Origin of the sequence: Desmonostoc muscorum LEGE 12446, assembly GCF_015207005.2 — a bacterium.
GTDB lineage: Bacteria > Cyanobacteriota > Cyanobacteriia > Cyanobacteriales > Nostocaceae > Nostoc > Nostoc muscorum.
The window spans coordinates 5,917,595-5,937,777 of sequence record NZ_JADEXS020000001.1; the positions used below are offsets into that span (position 1 = coordinate 5,917,595).

A 20,183-nucleotide genomic window follows, 5' to 3' on the forward strand; every position below is an offset into this window, starting at 1 on the left:
ATCGCCTAGCGGCTAAATTGGTGTTTCGCTCATCTCAAAATCAATTTCATTCAAATATCGCATTAACATTGACTCTAATTCAAATATCCGAATTGGTTTGAGGATATAGTCGTTAGCACCAGCTTCCAGAATAGAAATTTTCTCTTCTGAAAGTTCATTAAAGCCCATCATTACCACCTGCAAATCTTCTAAAGAAGGCTCTTGTCTAAGAATATTTAGTAAATCCCAGCCACTAACATCACCTACTAACTGAACATCCAACAAAATTAAATCTGGCTTTAGGCTTTGCACCTGCTTCAAAAAATCATTGCCGCTATTAATCCACTTGACTCGGTAGCCAATTGTCTGGAGATAATCTTGCAGCACAATGCCAGTATTTTGCTCGTCTTCCACAAACAAAATCGTTTGATTTTGAGGAATGGACAGGGAAGATGATGCAGACAAAGTAAAATTTTCTCCCTCATCTTCCAGATGCGACCGATTTGGTAGAAACAAAGTAAACTCGCTACCTTCTCCCAAAGTTGATTTAACGGTCACATCTCCACCGTGCAAACGCGCTAATTTGCGTGTCAAAGCTAAACCCAAACCAGTGCCTTCATACTGGCGATTTAACTTACTGTCAAGCTGTTTAAATGGTTCAAATAGAAATTCAAACTGACTTGAGTCAATACCAATTCCAGTATCTGAAACTATAAATTTCATCCCTTGGGGTAATTTTTTTACTACTACCGATACCTCACCAGCTGGGGTGAATTTAACAGCATTAGTGAGCAGGTTAAGTAGCATTTGTTTGATGCGTCGTTCATCAGCAATGCAAGTATCTGCTTCGGGATCAATTTCACATGTGAGTCCCAATCCCTTTTCTAAAGCGCGATCGCGCACTGTCGATATGGCATAATTACATATCTCTGACACTGGCAAAGGTAAAAGCAACAATTCTTCTTTGCCTGCTTCCACCTTAGATAAATCCAAGATATCGTTAATCACTGCCAGTAACTGTTCACCACTACCGTATATACAATCGATATATTCCTTCTGTTTTTCATTGAGAGAGCCAACTATTTCTTCTTGTAACAATTGCGATAAACCCATAATTGCATTCAGAGGCGTCCGCAGTTCGTGGCTCATGGTTGCTAAAAATTCACTTTTTGCTCGACTGGCTGCTTCGGCTGCTTCTTGAGAAGCACGTAGTTTCAGTTCTGTTTGCTTGCGTTCAGTAATATCCTCAATCATCGCTAGAAAAAACTCAGGTTGACCATTGCTGCCTGGAATGACAGAAACAGAGATATGAGTCCAAACTAAGCTACCATTTTGATGCAGGCAGCATCTTTCCATCTCAATCCGATGTCTATCCGCAGGTTGTCCTTTAACTTCCACCCTTGAAGTTTTCCCTAAATCCGTGCCAATTCCTGACACCAATTGTTTGTAAATCTCTAAATCGCCTTTTTGTCTGCAAAGGTAATTTGTAAAGCGTTTGCCGTATAACTCTTCTCGGCTATATCCTAAAATCTCGCACAGTGCCACATTAGTATCGACTATCTGGGCTTTCATATCTATAAGTGCAATGCCGATAGAAGAACACTCAAAAATCGCCCGAAATTGCGCCTCACTCTGTCGCAGTGCTTCCTGTGCGGTATTTCGCTGGCTTGCTTCTATAGCCAAAGTCACAAAATCTGCAATTGAGCCAGCAAAAGTTTCTTCCTCCAAAGTCCATTGGCGACCTTGGCCTATGTGTTCGTGGCAGACTACGCCTACCAAATGCCCCTCTAGCCAAATTGGTGCATCCAGGAGGGATGTGATGCCAAAAGTAGAAAGATAAGACTCTGATAATTCTTGAGTTCTGATATCGTTTCTAGCATCATCTACGGCAATGCTACGTTCCTGTTCTAAAGCCTGAAAATAAGCAGGATAATTTGTTTTTAAAAGGGAGCTCCCAAAGCTATGCTCCTTGGTATTGACATCGTATAAATCGATGCATTCCATTTTTGAACGTTCTTCATTATATAACCATACCCCGACTCGCTCAACTAAGAGTGTCCGAGCAGCAGTTTCTGTGATTTCCCTGACGGACGCATTGAGATTACCTTGCTGAAATGTCTTGCTTCTTGCCAATTGCACCAAGGTCTGGCTTTGTTTTCGCCGACTATCTTCTCTGATTTGTAAACCCTCTTGGGCTTGATTATACTCTGTGATACTTCTAGCCGCGACCACCTGCATGAGTTGTCCTCAAGAAGAGATAATTTTGCTTCGTAGTTCTACGGGAAAAATAGAACCGTCTTTGTATAACTACAATTACTTCATAGGGTTTTTCATAACCGGAAACTATATTTGTTTTAATAAAATTTTCTGATTTTGGAATGACGAGTTCCAAACTAGAATTTGCCAATCAGTTCTGTAAGTTCATACCAGTCATTTTTGCCTCAAGGAATCATAAAACTCTCCGATACTGATCGCCGTAGAGGTAGACAATGAGGGAGGTGTCGTCTACATACTTTTAGATGCCACTCTTTAGATAATTCAGATTACATTTACTTTACAGGCTAGACACTTTTTTAACTTGCTTCAATTAATTGGCTTTTAACTCTTACAAGCCCACGGCTTAAAGCCCTGGGTTAGTGACTTAACTATCAAGTAGTATAGTATTTTTAAAAGTTGTCTAGCACAGCCAATGTAATCATTACATCACTTAATTACCATAATTGCTACCTTCATACCAAGGGATACCGCTGCTCAGGTTCTAATTCTTGGTTAGTCCTGACTGAAGAGGACAAGGTGAGGGGGAGAGTTAGAAGGGGAAAAAGAAAAAATCCCATGTTATAGAGGGTTTCAAGCCCCTGAATTTATTTATGAGGTAACCCCAAAGTCTCCCTATCTCCTTGTGCCCTTGTCCTTTTGGTGACTACCAGAATACCCTTGAATTCCCCTAGAGAAAGATATTTAATGACTTGAATTTTGCCAGAATTAAATTAATGGTAGCTGTTGCAAAGGTAGAGCGATGATAGATAGTAATGTGAGAATTGTTTCCCTAATTCCCGGTGGGACAGAGATTTTAGCGACATTAGGACTGGTTAACGCTATTGTAGGGCGATCGCACGAATGTGATTACCCCCCAGAAATCCAAAATCGCCCCATTTGTACCCAAGCACGCCTCAACTCTAATGCTTCCAGCAGCCAAATTCACGATGAAGTCAACAATTTATTACAATCTGCTCTCAGTATCTATCAAATCAAAACAGATGTTTTAGAGCAGTTGCAACCTACCCACATTCTGACTCAAGACCAGTGTGATGTTTGTGCTGTCAGCTTCCATGAAGTCGAAAAAGCAGTTGCTACACTTGTTCACAGCCAACCCCAGATTATTTCTTTACAACCCAACATTCTCGAAGATATTTGCGCTGATATTGAGCGAGTAGGCAACACCTTTGGCGTAGACTCAGTAAAAGTCATAGAAAATTTAGAGGCTCGCATCAAAATTTGTCAGCAAAAAATCCAAGGACTTGGTTTAAATGAACTGCCCACCGTCACCTGCATCGAATGGACTGATCCTTTGATGGTAGCGGCGAATTGGATTCCGGAATTAGTCAACTTGGCAGGAGGGCAATCCCTGTTTAGTGTCGCAGGTCAGCCTTCTCCCCACTTACCGTGGGAAACACTAATAGCTAGTAATCCAGATGTAATTGTTTTTATGCCTTGTGGCTTTGATTTAAATCGCACCCGCCAAGAAGCCCAACTGTTAACTCAACTTCCTGAATGGGAAAAACTCCACGCCACCCAAGCTGGTAGAGTCTACATCACTGATGGTAATTCTTACTTCAATCGTCCAGGACCGCGATTGGTAGACTCTCTAGAAATTTTGGCAGAAATTTTACACCCAGAAATTTTTCAATACGGCTACAAAGGAACTGGTTGGGAACCTTTGTGATATCGTGTCCGGTTGAATTAGATTCTCTAAGGGATACGGTGATCGCGAGGCAAAGCGATCGCTTATCTTAGAACTTCCAAATAAAAAATATCCAACTATTTCTTATGGGGTTGGCATTTTGTTTGCCCTTGCTGACGGGCGGGCGAGATGCCCATCCCCACAAGAAAATTTGAGTGTTTTTTTATTTGTAAATCCCTAAGCAAGATAAATTGTTTGTAAATTTAAATCAAAATCAGTTATCCCTACTTCTTGCAGAACTCCAATTAATTCATGTTGCGCTCCAATCTTCAAGTAAATTCCTAATCCTGAAATTTCTTGATCTAGAATCGCATCCAAAACATAATTATCTCGATTGCCATGAAGTTGAACTATATCAATGCTTGGATCGAAATTTTGAATTAGTGCATAATCGCTTTTATTTTGACCATAAAAGCTAGTTTTGCTATTACCTAAAATAAATAAATCTGCATTAGTATAACCCGTAAGAACTTCTCGCTCTCCTATACCCGTCAAAGGATCAACATCACCAATATTATAATTAAGTGATTGTTTAGATTTTTCTGCACCTTTTTGACTAGATACAGCTTTTTCCAAAAATTTGATTCGTTGTTTGAATCTATCTTCTGGCACATTTATATTATATTCTTTGCCATCCGAACCTTTAATTTTATTGTTTTGCCAAAAATCTTTATCAGACATTAATTTAAGTAATCCCTGTAAATCATTCTTGGACATTAATTCCTGGACTTTAGTTCGAGTTGCTGAATTGTAATCTCCCCGATACTTCAAATCGACAGCTAAATCTCGAATTGCTGGATCTAATTTGGTAAAATCTACTTGTCCATAAGCTTTTACTATATCTGGGTTATTAGAAATTCTTTGAACCTCTTTATATTGTTTTGTCCAAGTTATATCAAAAAGCTTCTGCTGTTGTTCTGGTGTAATTTCCAAAAGCTTATCTTTTAATTCATCAAGTTTTTTCCGAGCGTCTTCTCCTTTAAGTCCTTGTAATTCTGCGTAAGTTTTAGCGTCAGCCTCTGATAAACCAGCCGCTTTTAAATCTTGGATAATCTGTTCTTTTGTCTGCTGTCCTAAATCATAACCACGTCCGATGGTGACCCCTGATACACCTCCTGGCCAATGAGGTTTGCGAGAATGATATTTTCCACCTTCTTGTCCTTCGACATCAAAGGTAAGTTTACCTTGTGGTACTTGATAATAGACGGTTTGTAATATTTTAATTTGAGAATTTAATGCCTCAATTGGTAAGTTACCACTGTTATCAGCAACTAAAATCGGATGTGCTTTAATCCATGCATCTTCTGATGGATATTTTTGCAGCCAATAATTGACGACTTGTGCTTTTAAGTTATCTGGTAAAGCATCTAAGGCTCCAGCTTGTTCAGATAAAAATAGTTTTTCAATTTCATCAGCTTTTAAGCGGAAAGCTTCAAAGCCAATTAATATTTTCAAATCATTACCACCAGAGAAGTAGATACTTCCATCTGCTTCTACTTTAATATCTGCTGGGTTGATCTTTAAATCTTTGGCTAATTTAGCAACTTCGGGTTTGTATAAGCTATCGTAAGCTACACCTTGCCATACTTTTACACTGTTTTGAATGGCAGATACCCAATCATTAACTTTTCCTTTCTCATTAGCTGCATATAAAAGATTAGCTGTTTCAGCTAGATTTTTGATGACATCAAAAGTTTTATCTGTGTCATTTTCATTAATTACTGATTTGAGTTTTCCTTCCCAAATTGTCAGGATATCTTTGATCCCAGATAACCAAGCTTTGGAATTGTCATCTTGAAAAATATCCTTCAGCACGTTAGCTGTATCTGCAAGTTTTTCGATTTTTTCATAATCCAGGTCAAACTTATCCTTTAAGTATTGCTCTACCTTTTCTTTATATTCTTCAAATTTTTTCACCAATACATCTAGCTTACTTAAAGAACTATCATTGCTCGGTTCACCTGATGAATCACCACCAGACTGAGTGTTGGTAGATGAATCCTTATCAAAATTCTTATCAACCGTCTTACCTATTTTTTGAAGAGACTTTAAGGCGTCTTTCCACTGATTATCTTCAATTGCTTTAATTGTTTTATGAACATCTACAGAAACTTCTCCCACTGTTAAAGCAACTTTCAATGTAAAAAGACCATCACTAATATCTTTATCCACTAATTCTGAGGCGAAATTACCGCTGATTGTGGATGTAACTCCACGTAACTTTTCAAAAGCTTCTAGTAATTTACCATCTTCAATTAATTTAATTCCTTCATGAGCCGTGACTGAAACTTGCCCGGCGGTAATTAAGACTTTTTCCAGATTGGAGAAATCTGTAGTCTTATCTATATTAACTCCAATCGCTGCGACATCTGCCACACCCTTAAAAACAGAAAGTATAGCTAATACATTGTCTCCAGATTCTAAAGCCCGATGGGTATTGTAGGTAGTTGTCGCAACTGTTTTAAAAGTTTTGAGATTATTCAGCGTTGGCTGAAGGACATTTTTTAAGTCATCGAGAATCTTAGTAGCATCAGCAATTTTTGTTAAATCTTTAGCGTCTTTGGCAACTTTTAGAGATTGTTCTGCTCCTTTAAGTTGACTATCGAGATCGGTGATTTTATAATCTACAACAGTCATGGCAATGCTATAAATAGCTTTTGCCCAGTCACCATTGTAAGCAGATTGAGCAGCACTCAAAATATTGCTAGCAAATGTTAAAGCATTACCCAGAGAAACTAATGAAGAAGTAGCCGAATAAAGTCCAAGGGTTGCTCCTCCAGTTAAGGCTGCACCTGCGATCGCCAGAACCATAGTCGCAGTACCAACTAAATCATTAATATAATTCTTCTTTCTCTGTGCCCTAGTTTCGATGCGTTTCTCAAGAATTTGATTTAAAAGCTGTTGGGATTGTTTAGCTAATTCTTGGGAAATTTGCCCAGCTTCTTGAGCATAGGCAACTTTGTATAAAATTTCTAGATTTTCAGCAGTTAGTATTTCTTTTTCGTCTGCTAAAACCCCAGCTTTTTCAATTTCGTCGTAAAGTGTTTTAGTTGCCCCTTGTAAATCTGTTTCAGATTGTGTTAACAAGAGTATGTATTGCTGTTCTTCCTTTTCTAATTCAGCAACAGAAGCATTGAGATAATTTACCTGCTCAATTAATTTATTGGCACTTGTGAGCAGGTTATCTTGAATAGTGGCAGCTTCTTTTCCTTGTATGGCAAGTTGAATATCTTGCGAGGTTTCAATTAAGAGAGTTTTGACATTTTCAGGTAGATTCGGCTGTTCTTGAAAGCTAGTTAAGTTAGTTAATAATCCTGATAATTGCCCTTTCCACTCTGCTAGTCGGATAATATCTTCAATGGGATTTAAGCCTAAATCAAATCGCAAATCGTTAATAGCTTGCTGAAGGGCTTCTTCGGTTTTGAGTTGGTTGAGTTGTTCGAGTGTAACGAGGGCTATTTGCCGATCGCGCTCAATATCTAGGCGTTCCCTCTCCAAGCGATTTTTCACCTCATCATCGATCGCACCTTCACGATTGAGGGCAATTTCCTGTTCTAATTTGGCTTGGGCTAGGTTCAATTGTTCAACGGAGAGGAGTTGAGTGAGGGTTTGTTGAGTCCAATTTTGGAATTGGGAAAGCGTACTAATTCGGAATTCGGCAATTTCTAACTGTTGTTGTTTTGCCTGAATATCGGCTTCAGATTCCGCGATACTTTGCTGGATTTTGGCTAATTCGTCAGCAGCGATCGCCTGTTGTTCTTCTAGTAGTTTAACTTGAGCTTCTATGGCTTGACGGGCTGCGGCAAAATCATCGGCTTGTTGTTGGGCTTGCTCTTGCAATTGCCGATATTTCATCATTTCATTGTAGTAGCGATCGGCTAATTGCAAATCTTCTGGGCGGGCGACTCCCTTGACACAACTACCACCTTTATCGTTAGCTAAATCCCGATAGTCTTTGTAGTAAATTTCCGCAGCCGTCGCAAAATTATTGTTGAAAGCAACTTCTAAAAGTTTGGCGGCTTCTTGGCTACCAGCTTCGTTAGCTTGTTTGAGAATATCGATTAATTTGGTTTCACTCTCGTTAAGTTCTTGGCGTTTGACAGTTGCTTGTAGAGTGTAATTTTCTTTGAGTTCGGTTGCTTCGATCAGTTCTTGGAGTATTTCTTGTTTATCTTTGATGGCGGCGAGATATTTATCGTTTTGTAATTGCAGGGTATCTTGTAACTCATCCATCAAGGTTTTTAAGGCCTCACTGCTAGCCTTGGCTTGATCTGCAAGTTTTTGGGCTTGGGCGAGTGCAGCACGAGTATCGAGGAGAAGATTTTCTAAGTTCTCGGTGTCGCCAGGACTGACTAAATAAGCTTTGAAGAGTTTATCTTCTGTCTCAATGAGTTTTTTTTGCTCATTCAGGAGAGTTTGTTTTTGGGTGAGGGACGCTTGTTCGGCGGTGAGGACGGTTTGTTTTTGGGTGAGGAGTTTAATAGAGTAATCGAGGACTGCTTGTTTGGTGAGTAGGTTTGTTTGAGTCTCACCTGTGGCGGTGGCGAGTTGTTCTGTGATGGTGTCTCGTTGGGTTTGCAGTTGGGTAAGTAGGGCTGCGGCTTGGTTAATTTCGTCGCCCAAGTGGGTGTTTTGTTGAGTTACCCAACGTTGCGCTTCTGCAATTTCCTGTTGGAGTTGTTGCGCTTCGGTTTGCAGTTCGGCGTGACGTTTGAGAACATCATTCAAGTCTGTTTGATAATCTTGTTCGCTATCTTTGTATTCTGTCCATTCTTTTTGAACGTCACCAGTCTTAACTTCTGCTTCTGTGATGGCTTGTTGGAGTTGTTCTTTGAGGATAGGAAGAATAGCTTCCCATTCGATAATTTGGGCTTCTCTATCAATATTTGATTGTCTCTCGGCTTCAAGTTGGGTGAGGAGATTCAAGAGTCCTTCTTGGGTGATAGCAGCTTCATCAGCGACTTCATTGGCTTTATTCCACTGCTCTAGAATGCTAGTAACAGTATCTTGTCGGGTAGTATCAGTTTCTGCACCCTTAAGCAGATTTTCAGCATGTTGTCTTAGAGTTGTGGCTTGTTTAGTGTAAGTATCCCAAATGATCCAGTAATGATCGACATGAGTGATAGTTTCTGTACGAGTGCGACCAGATTTACCTTTAACTTGTCTTTGTTCTGTCCAAGTAGCGCCTTGTTTTTTGCTTAGATCCCAGTTAATAGCAGCTTGGTGTTCAAATGCATCGGCTTGAGTTAAAGCAGCAGCAGCTTCAGCTTGTTTTTTAGTGATATCAGCTTTAAGTTGCTCAATTTCTTGTTGAGAGTTGCCGATTTCATCAACAATCTTTTGTTGTAATTCTGCAAGAGTTTGGGCGTTACTTAGACCTGGGAAATATTTATCTTGTAAACCTTCTAAATAAAATTCTTCTCTATATCTAGTGGCTTGATATTCTTGTAAATATGCCGTAATTGTTGCAGGCGATTTTTCTTCTACAATGTCTAGGTAAGCAATTTCTAGACGTAGGCTTTGGAGATAGGCGATGGTTGCACTTGCAGATGAATTGTAAGGCCAAGGAATCGCAGAACGTTCTTGAAAATAAGTTTGTAATTCTGAGGATTTTATTTCGTATCTTTGGGGGAGTAGGCTTACTTCCTCTGTTAACTCATTAATTAATAAAGGAGTTAGCTGATTAATAGCATTATCAAGGTGAATTTTACTTGGTAATAAATTTTGGAGAGCTTGCCAAGCTGCATTTTCAATATTAGTAGCTGATGCTAATTCTTGTTGAGCATTAATTAATTGTTGATTAATTGATGTAAAATTAAGTTCAATAATACCCGATTGTCTGATATCAACATACGCTGTATAACCGGAATCGCCGCTATCTATGTTTCGATATTCTCCTTCAGTTTGAGATACCCAACCATAAAAAGTTATACTGGCAAAATCTGCTTGTTCTTGATAATTGCGCCAATACCAATAATCTTCACCATAATATGTAGGTATTGTTATATTATTGTATGTAACTGCTTCACCACTAGCCCATTGCCAAACATCTTCTTGGTTTTTATCAGTTAGTCCAATCCAAAAAGATGGTCTTACTTCATTATAACCGCTATCACCACCACTACCTACGTAATATGGTGCTAGCTTACTACTAAAAGCATTTTTAATCCATGCTTCTTCTTCAGCATTATTAATAGTAACTAAATTACCTCCTAATGATTGGGCTATTGCTTGTGCTTCAGTCCAAGTCGCATTGTCAACTAAAAAATAGTAACTATTTGTGGCTGGATTAAAAATTGCATTACGAGAAGTAGCCGTAGCCAGCCTGTCATTGTATGCTTTTTGAATCTCTGATAATCCTTGCTCTTTTCGGAAACGGATGCTTCGTTTTTGAGAATAGTCAGAGGTTAAAATTTGCTCTTGTTGCTGTAAATCACGATAAGATTTTTGTAAATCAGCATATTCTCTTTCGTATGTAGTCAGTTCTTGGAGATTTTGCAGCGAATTAGATAATTTGTTGACTTCATCAATTTGCTTTTTATATAGTGCAATACTATCCTCAATATGATTTATACTTTCTGCTAAGGCATCACGCCGATTTACGGTTGACTCTTGAATCTTGATTTTTTCATCTAACTGCAACTCATTGAGATAATACGCTCCATGAGAATCAGCTAAATTTTCTGCAATATATATTGCCAAAGAATCAAAAGCTTGGGAGTGATTTTGAGAAGAATTCCAGACATTGACTGTTCGACTATGATTATCTTGTAAATTATCAACCCAAATGTCAGCTAATCCCTTTAACTGATTCCCTAGCTGGGAACTTAAATCTACATAGCCTTGAATACTATCGTTTTCTAAAGCAGAAATAACAGATAGATTTGTATCTGCATCTGTGACTTCAATTATTTGCCGTTCTTGCTGAAATTCTTGTTCTTCTTGTGCAACATTTTGATAATATTTTTTCAGTTCATCTGAATATTGTTGTTGTTCATGAATTTGCTTTTCTAATGCTTCAATTTGTACACCAGATGAGTTAATATCGCTCTTTAAGGTTGCTAAATCGGTTTGAAGAGTGGCAATTTTTTGATTAAGCTGACCAATCGTATCTTGGATAAATTTACCTGAATGATCCTCGGTTACTAGATAAGAGTTATCTGTCAGAAAATCTTGGATATCTTTTTCGGAATTGGCTACAGCTTGTTTAATAGCTTCTAATGAACTATAAACTTCAACTAAATACTGATTTTTTGCCTCTAACTCATGCTTTTGAGCAGGAATAATACTATTTTCTAGTTCTTGTAAATCAGTAGTTACCTGATTAATTTTTAAACTAACTATTGCTACATCTTGCTGATAATCACCATAAATGAGAGATAGTAAATTCTGTTCTTGTTGAATTTGTACATAATAGCCATTGATTTCTTTGACAATAGCATCTCTATTAGCAAAATCTGTCTCAGCATTTAGCCTAGCGATCGCATCATTCAAACTAAGCTGAATACTATCAATTGTCCCCTTAATTCCTGCTTGCTGATTAATAAATGTAGTATCTAATGAAATTTTTCTATTGGTTAGTACACCAAGATTTGCTGTTAATAGTTGTTTTTTAGCTTCGCTAGCATCAAAACGATTTTTAGCAACTTGATAATCATCATCAGCAAGGTTTAATTTTTGCTCTAATTGCAGTAAGTTGGCTTGATTAATATGCAGAACACTATTCAATTCCTCATATTTGTTTAATGCACTATAAATAGGCACGCTAATAACAGTATAATTTACATTTTCAAATGTAGAAACCATAATATATATGCTCCAATTTATTTTGAATTTGAAGTTATTTTAGATTTTTAACTTTGTTTGAATATGGGTTTACCGTCTGGCGATCGCACTACTTTTCCTGCTTCATCTTTTTCCACTTCAGCAAACACATAATTACCGTTTTCATCCTGCTTTAACTGTAATTTACCATCAATTAGCTCATAAGTAGGCGGACAAAATTGAGGAATTTCTTGATATTCTAAAACTTCCCCATCTACATCAAATATTGCTGGACAAACTATCAATTTCCCCTCGCCATCTAATACCCATTCCTCTGTTTGTGGATCTCGAATTGGTGTAGGATAAATGGGTAAACCTCTAGAATTTTTATAAATTATTCCTGCTGCATTTTTCACAGGATAGAGATATACTAGTTCTCCATGAGAATTTTTCACTACTACATTCTTTTTCGGATCTCGTAAGGGGATCGCACCTGCGGAAATCTCTACTTCCTTCAGAATAGGAGTATGTAAATTCGGTAAATTTGTATAGGAAATTTCAAAATGTTTACTGTATTGAATTGCTGATTTGGTAAATCCAGCCCTGGTTAATAGAGCCTGAATTCCTGTCTGCTCAATGCTAACTAATACATCGATATCACTAATTTTTAGTTCTTCACCTTTAGCGATCGCAACATCAATTAGTAGTTTAATCGTTTCTGGTTTCCGGTGTTGTTCTTGTACATATAATCCCAGCACTGCACCCACACGACGAGGTTTAAAAGGATTTTCTAAAATCTCGATATCAACGACAATATCGGGCGGGGGTGCTTCATCGTAGATATAAATAGATATAAATCCGACAATTTGCTCATCAAATTCTAAAACAAAACAGTATGTATGAAGTTTGGCGAGTTGATATTCTATGTATCGCTCAAAATCAAAATTTGCTTTGAGAGTTATTGCCGGATCGGATTGCGATCGCTCTTGAGCAAAAGCCTGCCATAAAGGCGCGATCGCAGTTTTATCTTCTGGGATCGCTAGTCTTTGTGTATACTTCATAATGTTCTGGATGTAAGCAACAGTTTGGTTACATAAACTTGTTGAACAATGCAGAAACATTAAATCAGGAATTTTCTGATTATGCAGCAACTACTCTGATTTAGTCAACCAATTTAACAACTGCGATCGCAAGACTTGGCTGCTGTCGAACTCACCTTGAATTATGGTGTTTGTTCTGAATCAGATGATGCTTCATTGTTAAATAACAGCAGACGTGCAGCGAGGATGGCAAATCCCACAGCAGCGATCGCTTTCATCAAGCGTGTAGGTAATAATTCTGACACTGCTCCCCCTGCTAACGCTCCCAAAAGGCTTGTCAATATTAGCGCTGACGCTGTGCCAAAAAATACAGCACGCGGAGATTGACAACGCCCTGAAAGTGCGATCGCTGCTAGCTGACTTTTGTCACCTAATTCTGATAAAAAAACTGTAATAAAGCTCAGTCCAAGAAGATGCCAATCCATATTATTTAGGGGGAGTGGGGAGTGGGAAGATGAGGAAGATGAGGGAGATGAGGGAGATGAGGGGGTAAATGACAAATGACCAATGACAAATGACTAATGACCAACAAATACATCCCAAAACAGCATTAGAGAAATCAACAACAACATTACGCCTGCTGATTTTTCCACAGTTTTTGGGCTGAGTCGGTTGGCTATCCAACTACCTAAAAGTACACCTAATAAGCTGGTGGTTATGAGTGCAGCCGCAGAACCGATAAATACTACCCACGGTGAATGCGATTCTGCACTCATTAACAGCGTTGAGAGCTGAGTCTTATCTCCAATCTCTGCTAAAAAGATAGTTATGAAAGTTGTACCAAAAACTACTAGTGATGATTCCTGCTTTCGAGGATTATCGGCAACCACAGGCTGAACTGGCAGGCAGGGAGCAGGAGTTAGGTTAAAATCATTGCTGTCTTTCAGTTCTAGCTCGATCTCAGATGGAGATATGCCAGAAATGCCTAAAGGTGCAGAGTCTACTTTCACAGGCAATAGTTTTGTTGCTAGGTTGTTTTCATATTTCTATCATTTTCTCAGATTTTTGTAATAAATTGCAACTCCACAGAAAAAAGCCAATCAATTTTAGATTTTAAATTTTGGATTTTGGATTGAAACAGATTACGACGAGGGGCGGGAGATGAACAGAAATAATCTAAAATCTAAAATCGTTGCGGTCAAAGGCCAACAGCTCGATCAAACCGTAGTATTTCTAAACTGCGATCGCCATATACCCCGTCGATTTGTTCACGACAGCAGTCAATGGCAAAATCATTGAGTTCTTCTGGTTCAATTCCATACATATCTTGAAACACTTCTGACTCCACGCGACAGAAGCGCGGACGATTCGCGTAGATGCGGCACTCTCGCGTAGTATGGTCAAAATTAATGCACCATCCTCCTTCACCTACCATGCTGAGGTAAAGTTCTAGTTCTGGAGGTGAGAGATACTCATCCAAATCTGGACGATCTGCTGGATCGAGATGACAGCAGGCTCCACATTGTTTTATACATTGCCAAGTTGACATTTTGGATTGGGGAATGGGGAATGGGGAATGGGGATTGGGTACTGGGTATTATAGCGATTTTGGTTTGGATGCAAAACGCTGTAGGGTCGCTGTAGAGTACCACTGCTGTAGTACCGAACGTCCGTATTCTATCTAATTGAGAAAAGCTATAGGTATTGGGTACTGGAGATTGGAAAATAGTATTTTCAATCTTATTCCCTAGTCCCCAGTCCCCAATCCCTAATCCCCGATTCCTCATATTTTATGTTTTTTCTTATAATTTTGTTAAGTAAATTAAATCCTACAGCCCGCGGCCAGATATGATCGATCGCGGGTTTCCCAACTAAGTTATTGAATTTTTTAAACAATTAGCAGGAGAAAAGGAAAAATGTTTGACGCTGTGGGTGATTTATTTAACGCTTTTACCAGCATCAATTGGGAAGTTATTTTTCAATTACTGTCCGTGGCGCTAATCGTGATTGCTGGGCCTGCGGTAATCTTTGTCCTGGCATTTCGCAACGGTAACCTTTAAGAGTGCTGAGTCCTGAGTGCTGAGTATTGAGTGAAAACAAGTGTAGAGTGCTGAGTCAAAGAAAATTTTGGAACTTAAAACTCAGGACTCATAACTCAGCACTTACGACTGATAAAGCTTGAAGGGCTGCCTGGATAATACTGTCGTATTGTGGTTGAGAAATATCAACTTCTTTGGCATCTTGACGATTGGTGCCAAGCAAACCGTTTAACTGTCCTGGTTGCATAGCTAAGACTTTGCCTTCAGGATTTTTAATTCTTAATTCTGCTGCCAAACCATTTTTATACAAACCACAAGTATACTGTCTCTGGTTGTATTCAAAACTGGTGCTTGAAGAAGTTGGCGGCGAAACAAAAAATTGTTGAACCTGAATTGGTAATCTCGCACCTACTAACTCTAGCTCAATGGTGGTGTTACCGTTAAAGTGATTCTCTCGCAGTTTATAAGCGACATCCAGCCGTGATGGTAGGCGGAAGTAATCGCGCCAACGCCAGGCGATCGCTTTAATTTTATACTGTTGACCATCAATAGTTTGAGCAATTGTCAGTTTAATGTGACCCTTGCCAACAATTTGTTGTTCAACGACTTGGACATTAGGTGTCCAAAAGATGGGATCGGGATTGTCGATACCGCAAGGATGGAGAGCGTTAAGCTGTTGATAAAGCTGCTGATTGATTTGATTGAGGTTGACTTCGGCATCGATTTTCAGCAGAGGCTTGAGATGTTGGGGTTCAAGACATCCACTAGCAAACTCAACCAAACGCGATCGCAACAACTGTAAATTTTCTGCTGGAAGAGAAAATCCACCGGCTGCTTTGTGTCCGCCAAATTTTCCTAGTAAGTCGTGGCAATATTCCAAAGCTGCAAACACATCAAACTCTGGAATTCCTCGTGCTGAACCGCGTATGTGTTGCTCATCTTCATAAGTACCAATGAATACAGGGACGCCGTAGCGTTCCACCAAGCGGGAGGCAACGATACCAATAACACCGTGGTGCCAGTTGGGTTGCACAACAACTAATACACGGTCTTGCTGTAGAGACGTTACATGTAACGTCTCTACAACAGCGATCGCTTCTTGTTCAATTTGCTCACACATCTCCTGACGACTGATATTTATTTGTTCGCACTGCATTGCTCTTTCCAGCGCCATCCCCATATCATCTGTAGTCAGCAGTTCAATCACAGTCTGGGGATTACCAATGCGGCCAATGGCATTAATTCGCGGCCCCAGGCGAAATCCGATATCTTCCGGCTTTAGCGATTTTGGATTTTGGATTTTGGATTTTGGATTGGGGATTTTCTCCTCTGCTCCCTTGCTCCCTTGCTCTCCTGCTCCCTCTTCTCCCCTCGCTTGCACTCCAGCTACCTGAATTAACGCCTGGATTCCAGCTAAGTCCGATTTAGGTAAATGTTGTAAACCGCGTTTTACCCAGCGGCGATTGACGCCAGTTAAGGGGGCTAAATCTGCGATCGTCCCCAGTGTAAATAGTGCTAACATCGGTCTAATTAAGCCTTTAGTCTCTCCTAACTGTTGTGCTAGAGACACTGCCAAAATATAGGCGACACCAACACCAGCAACACCCCGATAAGGAGATGATTCTGCTATCAGTTTGGGGTTGAGAATAGCATTCGCTGGTGGTAGTTTTTGGGGGATGTCGTGGTGGTCGGTGATAATAATTGTAAGACCAAGTTCTCTAGCTCTAGCTATTGGTTCAAATGCAGAGATGCCATTATCTACAGTGAGAATTAGCCCCACACCTTCAGTGTGAAATTCTTCAACTATACGTTTATTAATACCATAGCCTTCGTGCATCCGACTGGGAATAGCATAATCTACTTTTGCGCCTAAAGTGCGGAGGCTACGCAAAAGTAAAGCAGTACTAGTCATGCCATCAGCATCGTAGTCACCACAAATAGCGATTTTTGTTTGAGAGGCGATCGCATTTTCCAGTAACTCTATACTAATGGCCAAATCTGGAAATTCTTCTAAGGGGGAAGGCAAAACTAAAGACTCTGGATTTAAAAATTCTTGTGCTGCTTTTGGCGTTTCGATACCGCGATTAATTAATAATTGGCTGATGATGGGTGAAAGATTTATCTCAACCGCTAGCTTCTGAGCTAATTGAGTTTGTTGTGGATAAATCTGCCAACGTTGATTGGGTAAGGATCTGGTTTGTTTTGAGGATTCAGTTAAAGGTCGGTCTGGCACAATTAAAAATTAGGAGTTTCCATTTTGATAATAGCGATGCCTGGGTTGGGCTACGCCTACGCCTGAATAACTTTTACCAGAACCGATGCCTCAATGCAACGTGCCAAATTAACTGCAAACTCCTAAAACACGTTGATTCTACCATCATCCATAATATACAAAGAGCGATCGCTTTCGAGACGCCAAGTGGGACGGAGTTCCAGGCGCAATGTACCAAAGTTGGGTTTTGAGACAATTGCTTGTAGTGACAAACCCGTTTCGCTCCAAAATATCAGAGATGTATTTGGCTCTGTACCCTCTATTTGTTCTAAATTTAATTTCTGTCCTGGACTCAAAGATATTGCATCAGTCCCAGAGGGTTTTTGAATTTTAATCAAATTAGGTGTGCTATTTACGACTTCAACCCGGATGTGTTGTCCAGGTGTAAACTGAATCGGGCGCGAACCACAGTTAGAAGCACATGTTCCAGCCAAGGTAGGGCTGGGGTTATCAATGGATGCCGTGAAAACGGTAACTGCAATTAAGGCAAACGACAGAGACTTAAACATAATACACAGTATAAGTACTAGACTAAAATTTTACTTTAGTCTCGTACTGTCAAGCCTCAGCATATTTTCCATAATTAAGCTGATGCGTGGCTTTTTTCTTTGAGAGTAAGTTCTGTATTGGCTTAAGAACAAGTCACACATGCATTTGCCCTGTAGTCTTCAACGCCAGGTATTCATTTTTTCTATTATTAACCGAAAATTATTGGGGCTAGAGCGCCAATCCAGTAGAGCGTGTTGACAAACTATATAATGTTGTACCGCATATGAATGGGAATCGCTATAAGAGAAACTCACTAATGGCAGATAACCTCAAATACTATTATTTATACCCCAAGACCGATCGCTATTTCGGTGAACAAAAGTGAGTTTTTATTGTAAATTTACGTAAATTTACTGTAACATAGTTTGCAAGCATCAGCCCAAGCGATCGCTCCCCAACAGAAAATTTTTATAATCGTTGCCAAGATAGTTCTTTTGTCTGTTTATCCCAATGCCAGCGTAATAAATTAGCAGTTTGCACTGGAACAATTCCCGGTAAACCAATTGCTTGTCTAGGTGCATTGGTAGCTAATAAAATCGCACTTTCCACATCACAAATTCCCCACTTGACCAAATTCTGCACTCCCACCAATAAAGGTAAAGTCGTTCCTGATAATGTGCCATCTGGCAATCGTGCAGTGCCGTTTTTGACTTCAATTTGCCGACTGTCCCAAGGATACACCCCATCGGGTAATCCCAGAGGTGCAAGGGCATCGCTAACTAGAAACAGCCCCTTTTCTCCATCACTGGCACGCAGTAAAATTTGCAACATAGTAGGCGAAACATGTTCTCCATCAGCAATAAAACCACACATCACATCCGGATGGGTAATTGCTGCCCCTAATAAACCAGGTTCACGATGATGTAGTGGTGGCATAGCATTGAAAGCATGGGTTACCATCGTTGCACCTAGTTCAAAGGCGCGTTCTGCTTGGGCGGCTGTTGCTTGGGAATGTCCTAAACTAACGGTAATCCCCACAGAACGCAAATATGGAATGACTTCGCCGATGGGATCTAATTCTGGCGCTAAGGTGATAACTTTCACAACATGGGCATAATCTCCCAAAACCCGCTTTACCTCGTCAATTGTTAAGGGTAACAGGTACTCTGCTGGATGTGCGCCACGCTTTTGGAAATTCAAAAATGGCCCTTCTAGATGTACTCCGAGAATTTTGGCGCATGACCTCTCTTTTTCAGTAAAATTAGCAATAACTGCCAGCGATCGCTGAATATTTTCTATCGAAGTTGTGACAAGTGTCGGTAAAAATCCATCTACCCCTACATCCCACAAATATTGCGTTATTTTCTCAAGAAGATAAGCATTTTCACTTCTCAAATCAGGAAATGCCAATCCCAATGCACCGTTAATTTGCAAATCAACGCCGCCCAGAGAAATCCAGTCACCTGCTACATTTAGTAGGGACGCACAGCTGTGCGTCCCTACACCAACCTTACTCATTGGCGAGATTTGCTCAATTATTCCCTCTTGATTAACCAACAGCATTTGCAAATCTTTGTATCCAGGCACTCTAGCATTGATAATTTCTAGGGCACTTTGTGTTCCTTGAGTCATCACGTTCGCGAGAATATAGCTAAATCTGATTCTAGATTGAATCCAAAATCCAAAATCCAAAATCCAAAATTCTATGGCTCCTTTAGTTGGTATTATCATGGGCAGCGATTCTGATTTGCCCACTATGAAAGACGCGATCGCAATTTGTGACGAATTTGGCGTTGAAAATGAAGTGGCGATCGTTTCTGCTCATCGTACCCCAGAACGCATGGTGGAATATGCTAAACTCGCACACCAACGCGGTATTAAGGTAATTATTGCTGGTGCGGGTGGTGCTGCTCATCTTCCCGGAATGGTAGCCTCTTTAACTCCCCTTCCTGTCATCGGTGTTCCTGTAGCCACTCGGAACCTGCAAGGACTAGATTCTTTGTATTCAATAGTACAAATGCCTGCTGGTATTCCCGTAGCTACAGTGGCGATCGGTAATGCCAAAAATGCTGGGCTTTTAGCAGTACAAATACTCGCAACAGCACAACCAGAATTGTTAGAAAAAGTCCAACAATATCGCCAAACTCTATGCGAATCGGTAATCGCCAAGCAAGCCAAACTAGAAAAACTCGGTTATGAGCAATATTTACAACAAATGTTCTAATAAATACCGCACAGCACTGAGTTATATTAGCGGTAGCGGTGGATTCACTCCGTGCTGAATTGTAAACTTTACATTTACTGACCTTGAACACAGCCTTAAAGTAACAAATAATTAATTATTTGTATAAAAATTTAAAAATATACAAACTTGTCCGACTCTGATCCCGGAAAATACTTATCCACAAAGGATATAGTTGCTTGATATTTTGCGTTAGGCGCTATGTTGCCATAGGGTAACGAAAAAAATGTATTAACAGATACAGTTTTTTGGTTTGAGTAAATAGACAATCAGTCAAATTTATCCGTTTAGGCATAAATTTTTCAAGGGTACAACACGAAGTAATCTCATAATTTCTGTGGAAGAATGTTTATGTTTTTTCCTCAATCAGAGTTTTTGATATTAGAAAAAGTGTGTT

12 protein-coding genes are annotated in these 20,183 nt (G+C 39.6%); 3 read left to right on the forward strand and 9 right to left on the reverse strand.

Translation table 11 applies throughout. The annotated features are described in order from the left end of the window. Positions 1-12 precede the first annotated feature (12 nt). Positions 13-2,217 carry a GAF domain-containing hybrid sensor histidine kinase/response regulator gene (locus IQ276_RS25085; RefSeq protein WP_193915413.1) on the reverse strand — a complete coding sequence of 735 codons (2,205 nt, stop codon included), beginning with the start codon at positions 2,215-2,217 and terminating at the stop codon, positions 13-15. A gap of 778 nt (positions 2,218-2,995) precedes the next feature. Between IQ276_RS25085 and IQ276_RS25090 the strand changes: the two genes are divergently transcribed. Next, on the forward strand, positions 2,996-3,922 hold the full coding sequence (locus tag IQ276_RS25090) for a cobalamin-binding protein (protein ID WP_193915416.1): 927 nt from the start codon (positions 2,996-2,998) through the stop codon (positions 3,920-3,922). Positions 3,923-4,117: 195 nt separating this feature from the next. Here the strand turns inward: IQ276_RS25090 and IQ276_RS25095 are convergent, their stop codons facing one another. The 5 genes from IQ276_RS25095 to IQ276_RS25115 form a co-directional block, all read right to left on the reverse strand. After that, complete coding sequence (locus IQ276_RS25095; protein ID WP_235115951.1) at positions 4,118-11,746, reverse strand: pesticin C-terminus-like muramidase; 7,629 nt, start codon at positions 11,744-11,746, stop codon at positions 4,118-4,120. Positions 11,747-11,793: 47 nt separating this feature from the next. Continuing rightward, entirely contained in the window at positions 11,794-12,765 is a 972-nt protein-coding gene (locus tag IQ276_RS25100) for a GNAT family N-acetyltransferase (protein ID WP_193915421.1), read from the reverse strand. Between the two features lie 161 nt (positions 12,766-12,926). After that, on the reverse strand, positions 12,927-13,229 hold the full coding sequence (locus IQ276_RS25105; protein WP_190879813.1) for a TMEM165/GDT1 family protein: 303 nt from the start codon (positions 13,227-13,229) through the stop codon (positions 12,927-12,929). Positions 13,230-13,322: 93 nt separating this feature from the next. Next, a complete protein-coding gene (locus IQ276_RS25110) occupies positions 13,323-13,754 on the reverse strand; it encodes a TMEM165/GDT1 family protein (RefSeq protein WP_193915423.1) in 432 nt (143 codons plus the stop codon). Positions 13,755-13,942: 188 nt separating this feature from the next. Then, positions 13,943-14,293, reverse strand: a complete 351-nt coding sequence (locus tag IQ276_RS25115) for a YkgJ family cysteine cluster protein (RefSeq protein ID WP_193915426.1) — start codon at positions 14,291-14,293, stop codon at positions 13,943-13,945. 367 nt (positions 14,294-14,660) lie between these two features. Between IQ276_RS25115 and psb30 the strand changes: the two genes are divergently transcribed. Continuing rightward, complete coding sequence (gene psb30 / locus IQ276_RS25120) at positions 14,661-14,804, forward strand: photosystem II reaction center protein Ycf12/Psb30 (protein ID WP_073642184.1); 144 nt, start codon at positions 14,661-14,663, stop codon at positions 14,802-14,804. An 88-nt stretch (positions 14,805-14,892) separates the two neighbouring features. Here the strand turns inward: psb30 and IQ276_RS25125 are convergent, their stop codons facing one another. The 3 genes from IQ276_RS25125 to nagA all read right to left on the reverse strand — a co-directional run bounded on the left by IQ276_RS25125 (position 14,893) and on the right by nagA (position 19,176). Beyond that, positions 14,893-17,016: a single-stranded-DNA-specific exonuclease RecJ gene (locus IQ276_RS25125; protein ID WP_193923579.1), complete on the reverse strand. Its 2,124-nt coding sequence runs from the start codon at positions 17,014-17,016 to the stop codon at positions 14,893-14,895. Between the two features lie 122 nt (positions 17,017-17,138). Next, positions 17,139-17,564 (reverse strand): hypothetical protein, encoded by a 426-nt coding sequence (locus IQ276_RS25130; protein WP_193923587.1) that lies wholly within the window; start codon positions 17,562-17,564, stop codon positions 17,139-17,141. A gap of 448 nt (positions 17,565-18,012) precedes the next feature. Then, positions 18,013-19,176, reverse strand: coding sequence for an N-acetylglucosamine-6-phosphate deacetylase (gene nagA / locus IQ276_RS25135; RefSeq protein ID WP_235115952.1), 1,164 nt, complete (start codon positions 19,174-19,176; stop codon positions 18,013-18,015). 73 nt (positions 19,177-19,249) lie between these two features. Here nagA and purE point away from each other — a divergent pair, with 73 nt between their 5' ends. Then, the gene (gene purE / locus IQ276_RS25140) at positions 19,250-19,768 is read left to right on the forward strand and encodes a 5-(carboxyamino)imidazole ribonucleotide mutase (RefSeq protein WP_193922410.1); all 519 of its coding nucleotides are present in this window, start codon (positions 19,250-19,252) and stop codon (positions 19,766-19,768) included. Positions 19,769-20,183: the final 415 nt, after the last annotated feature.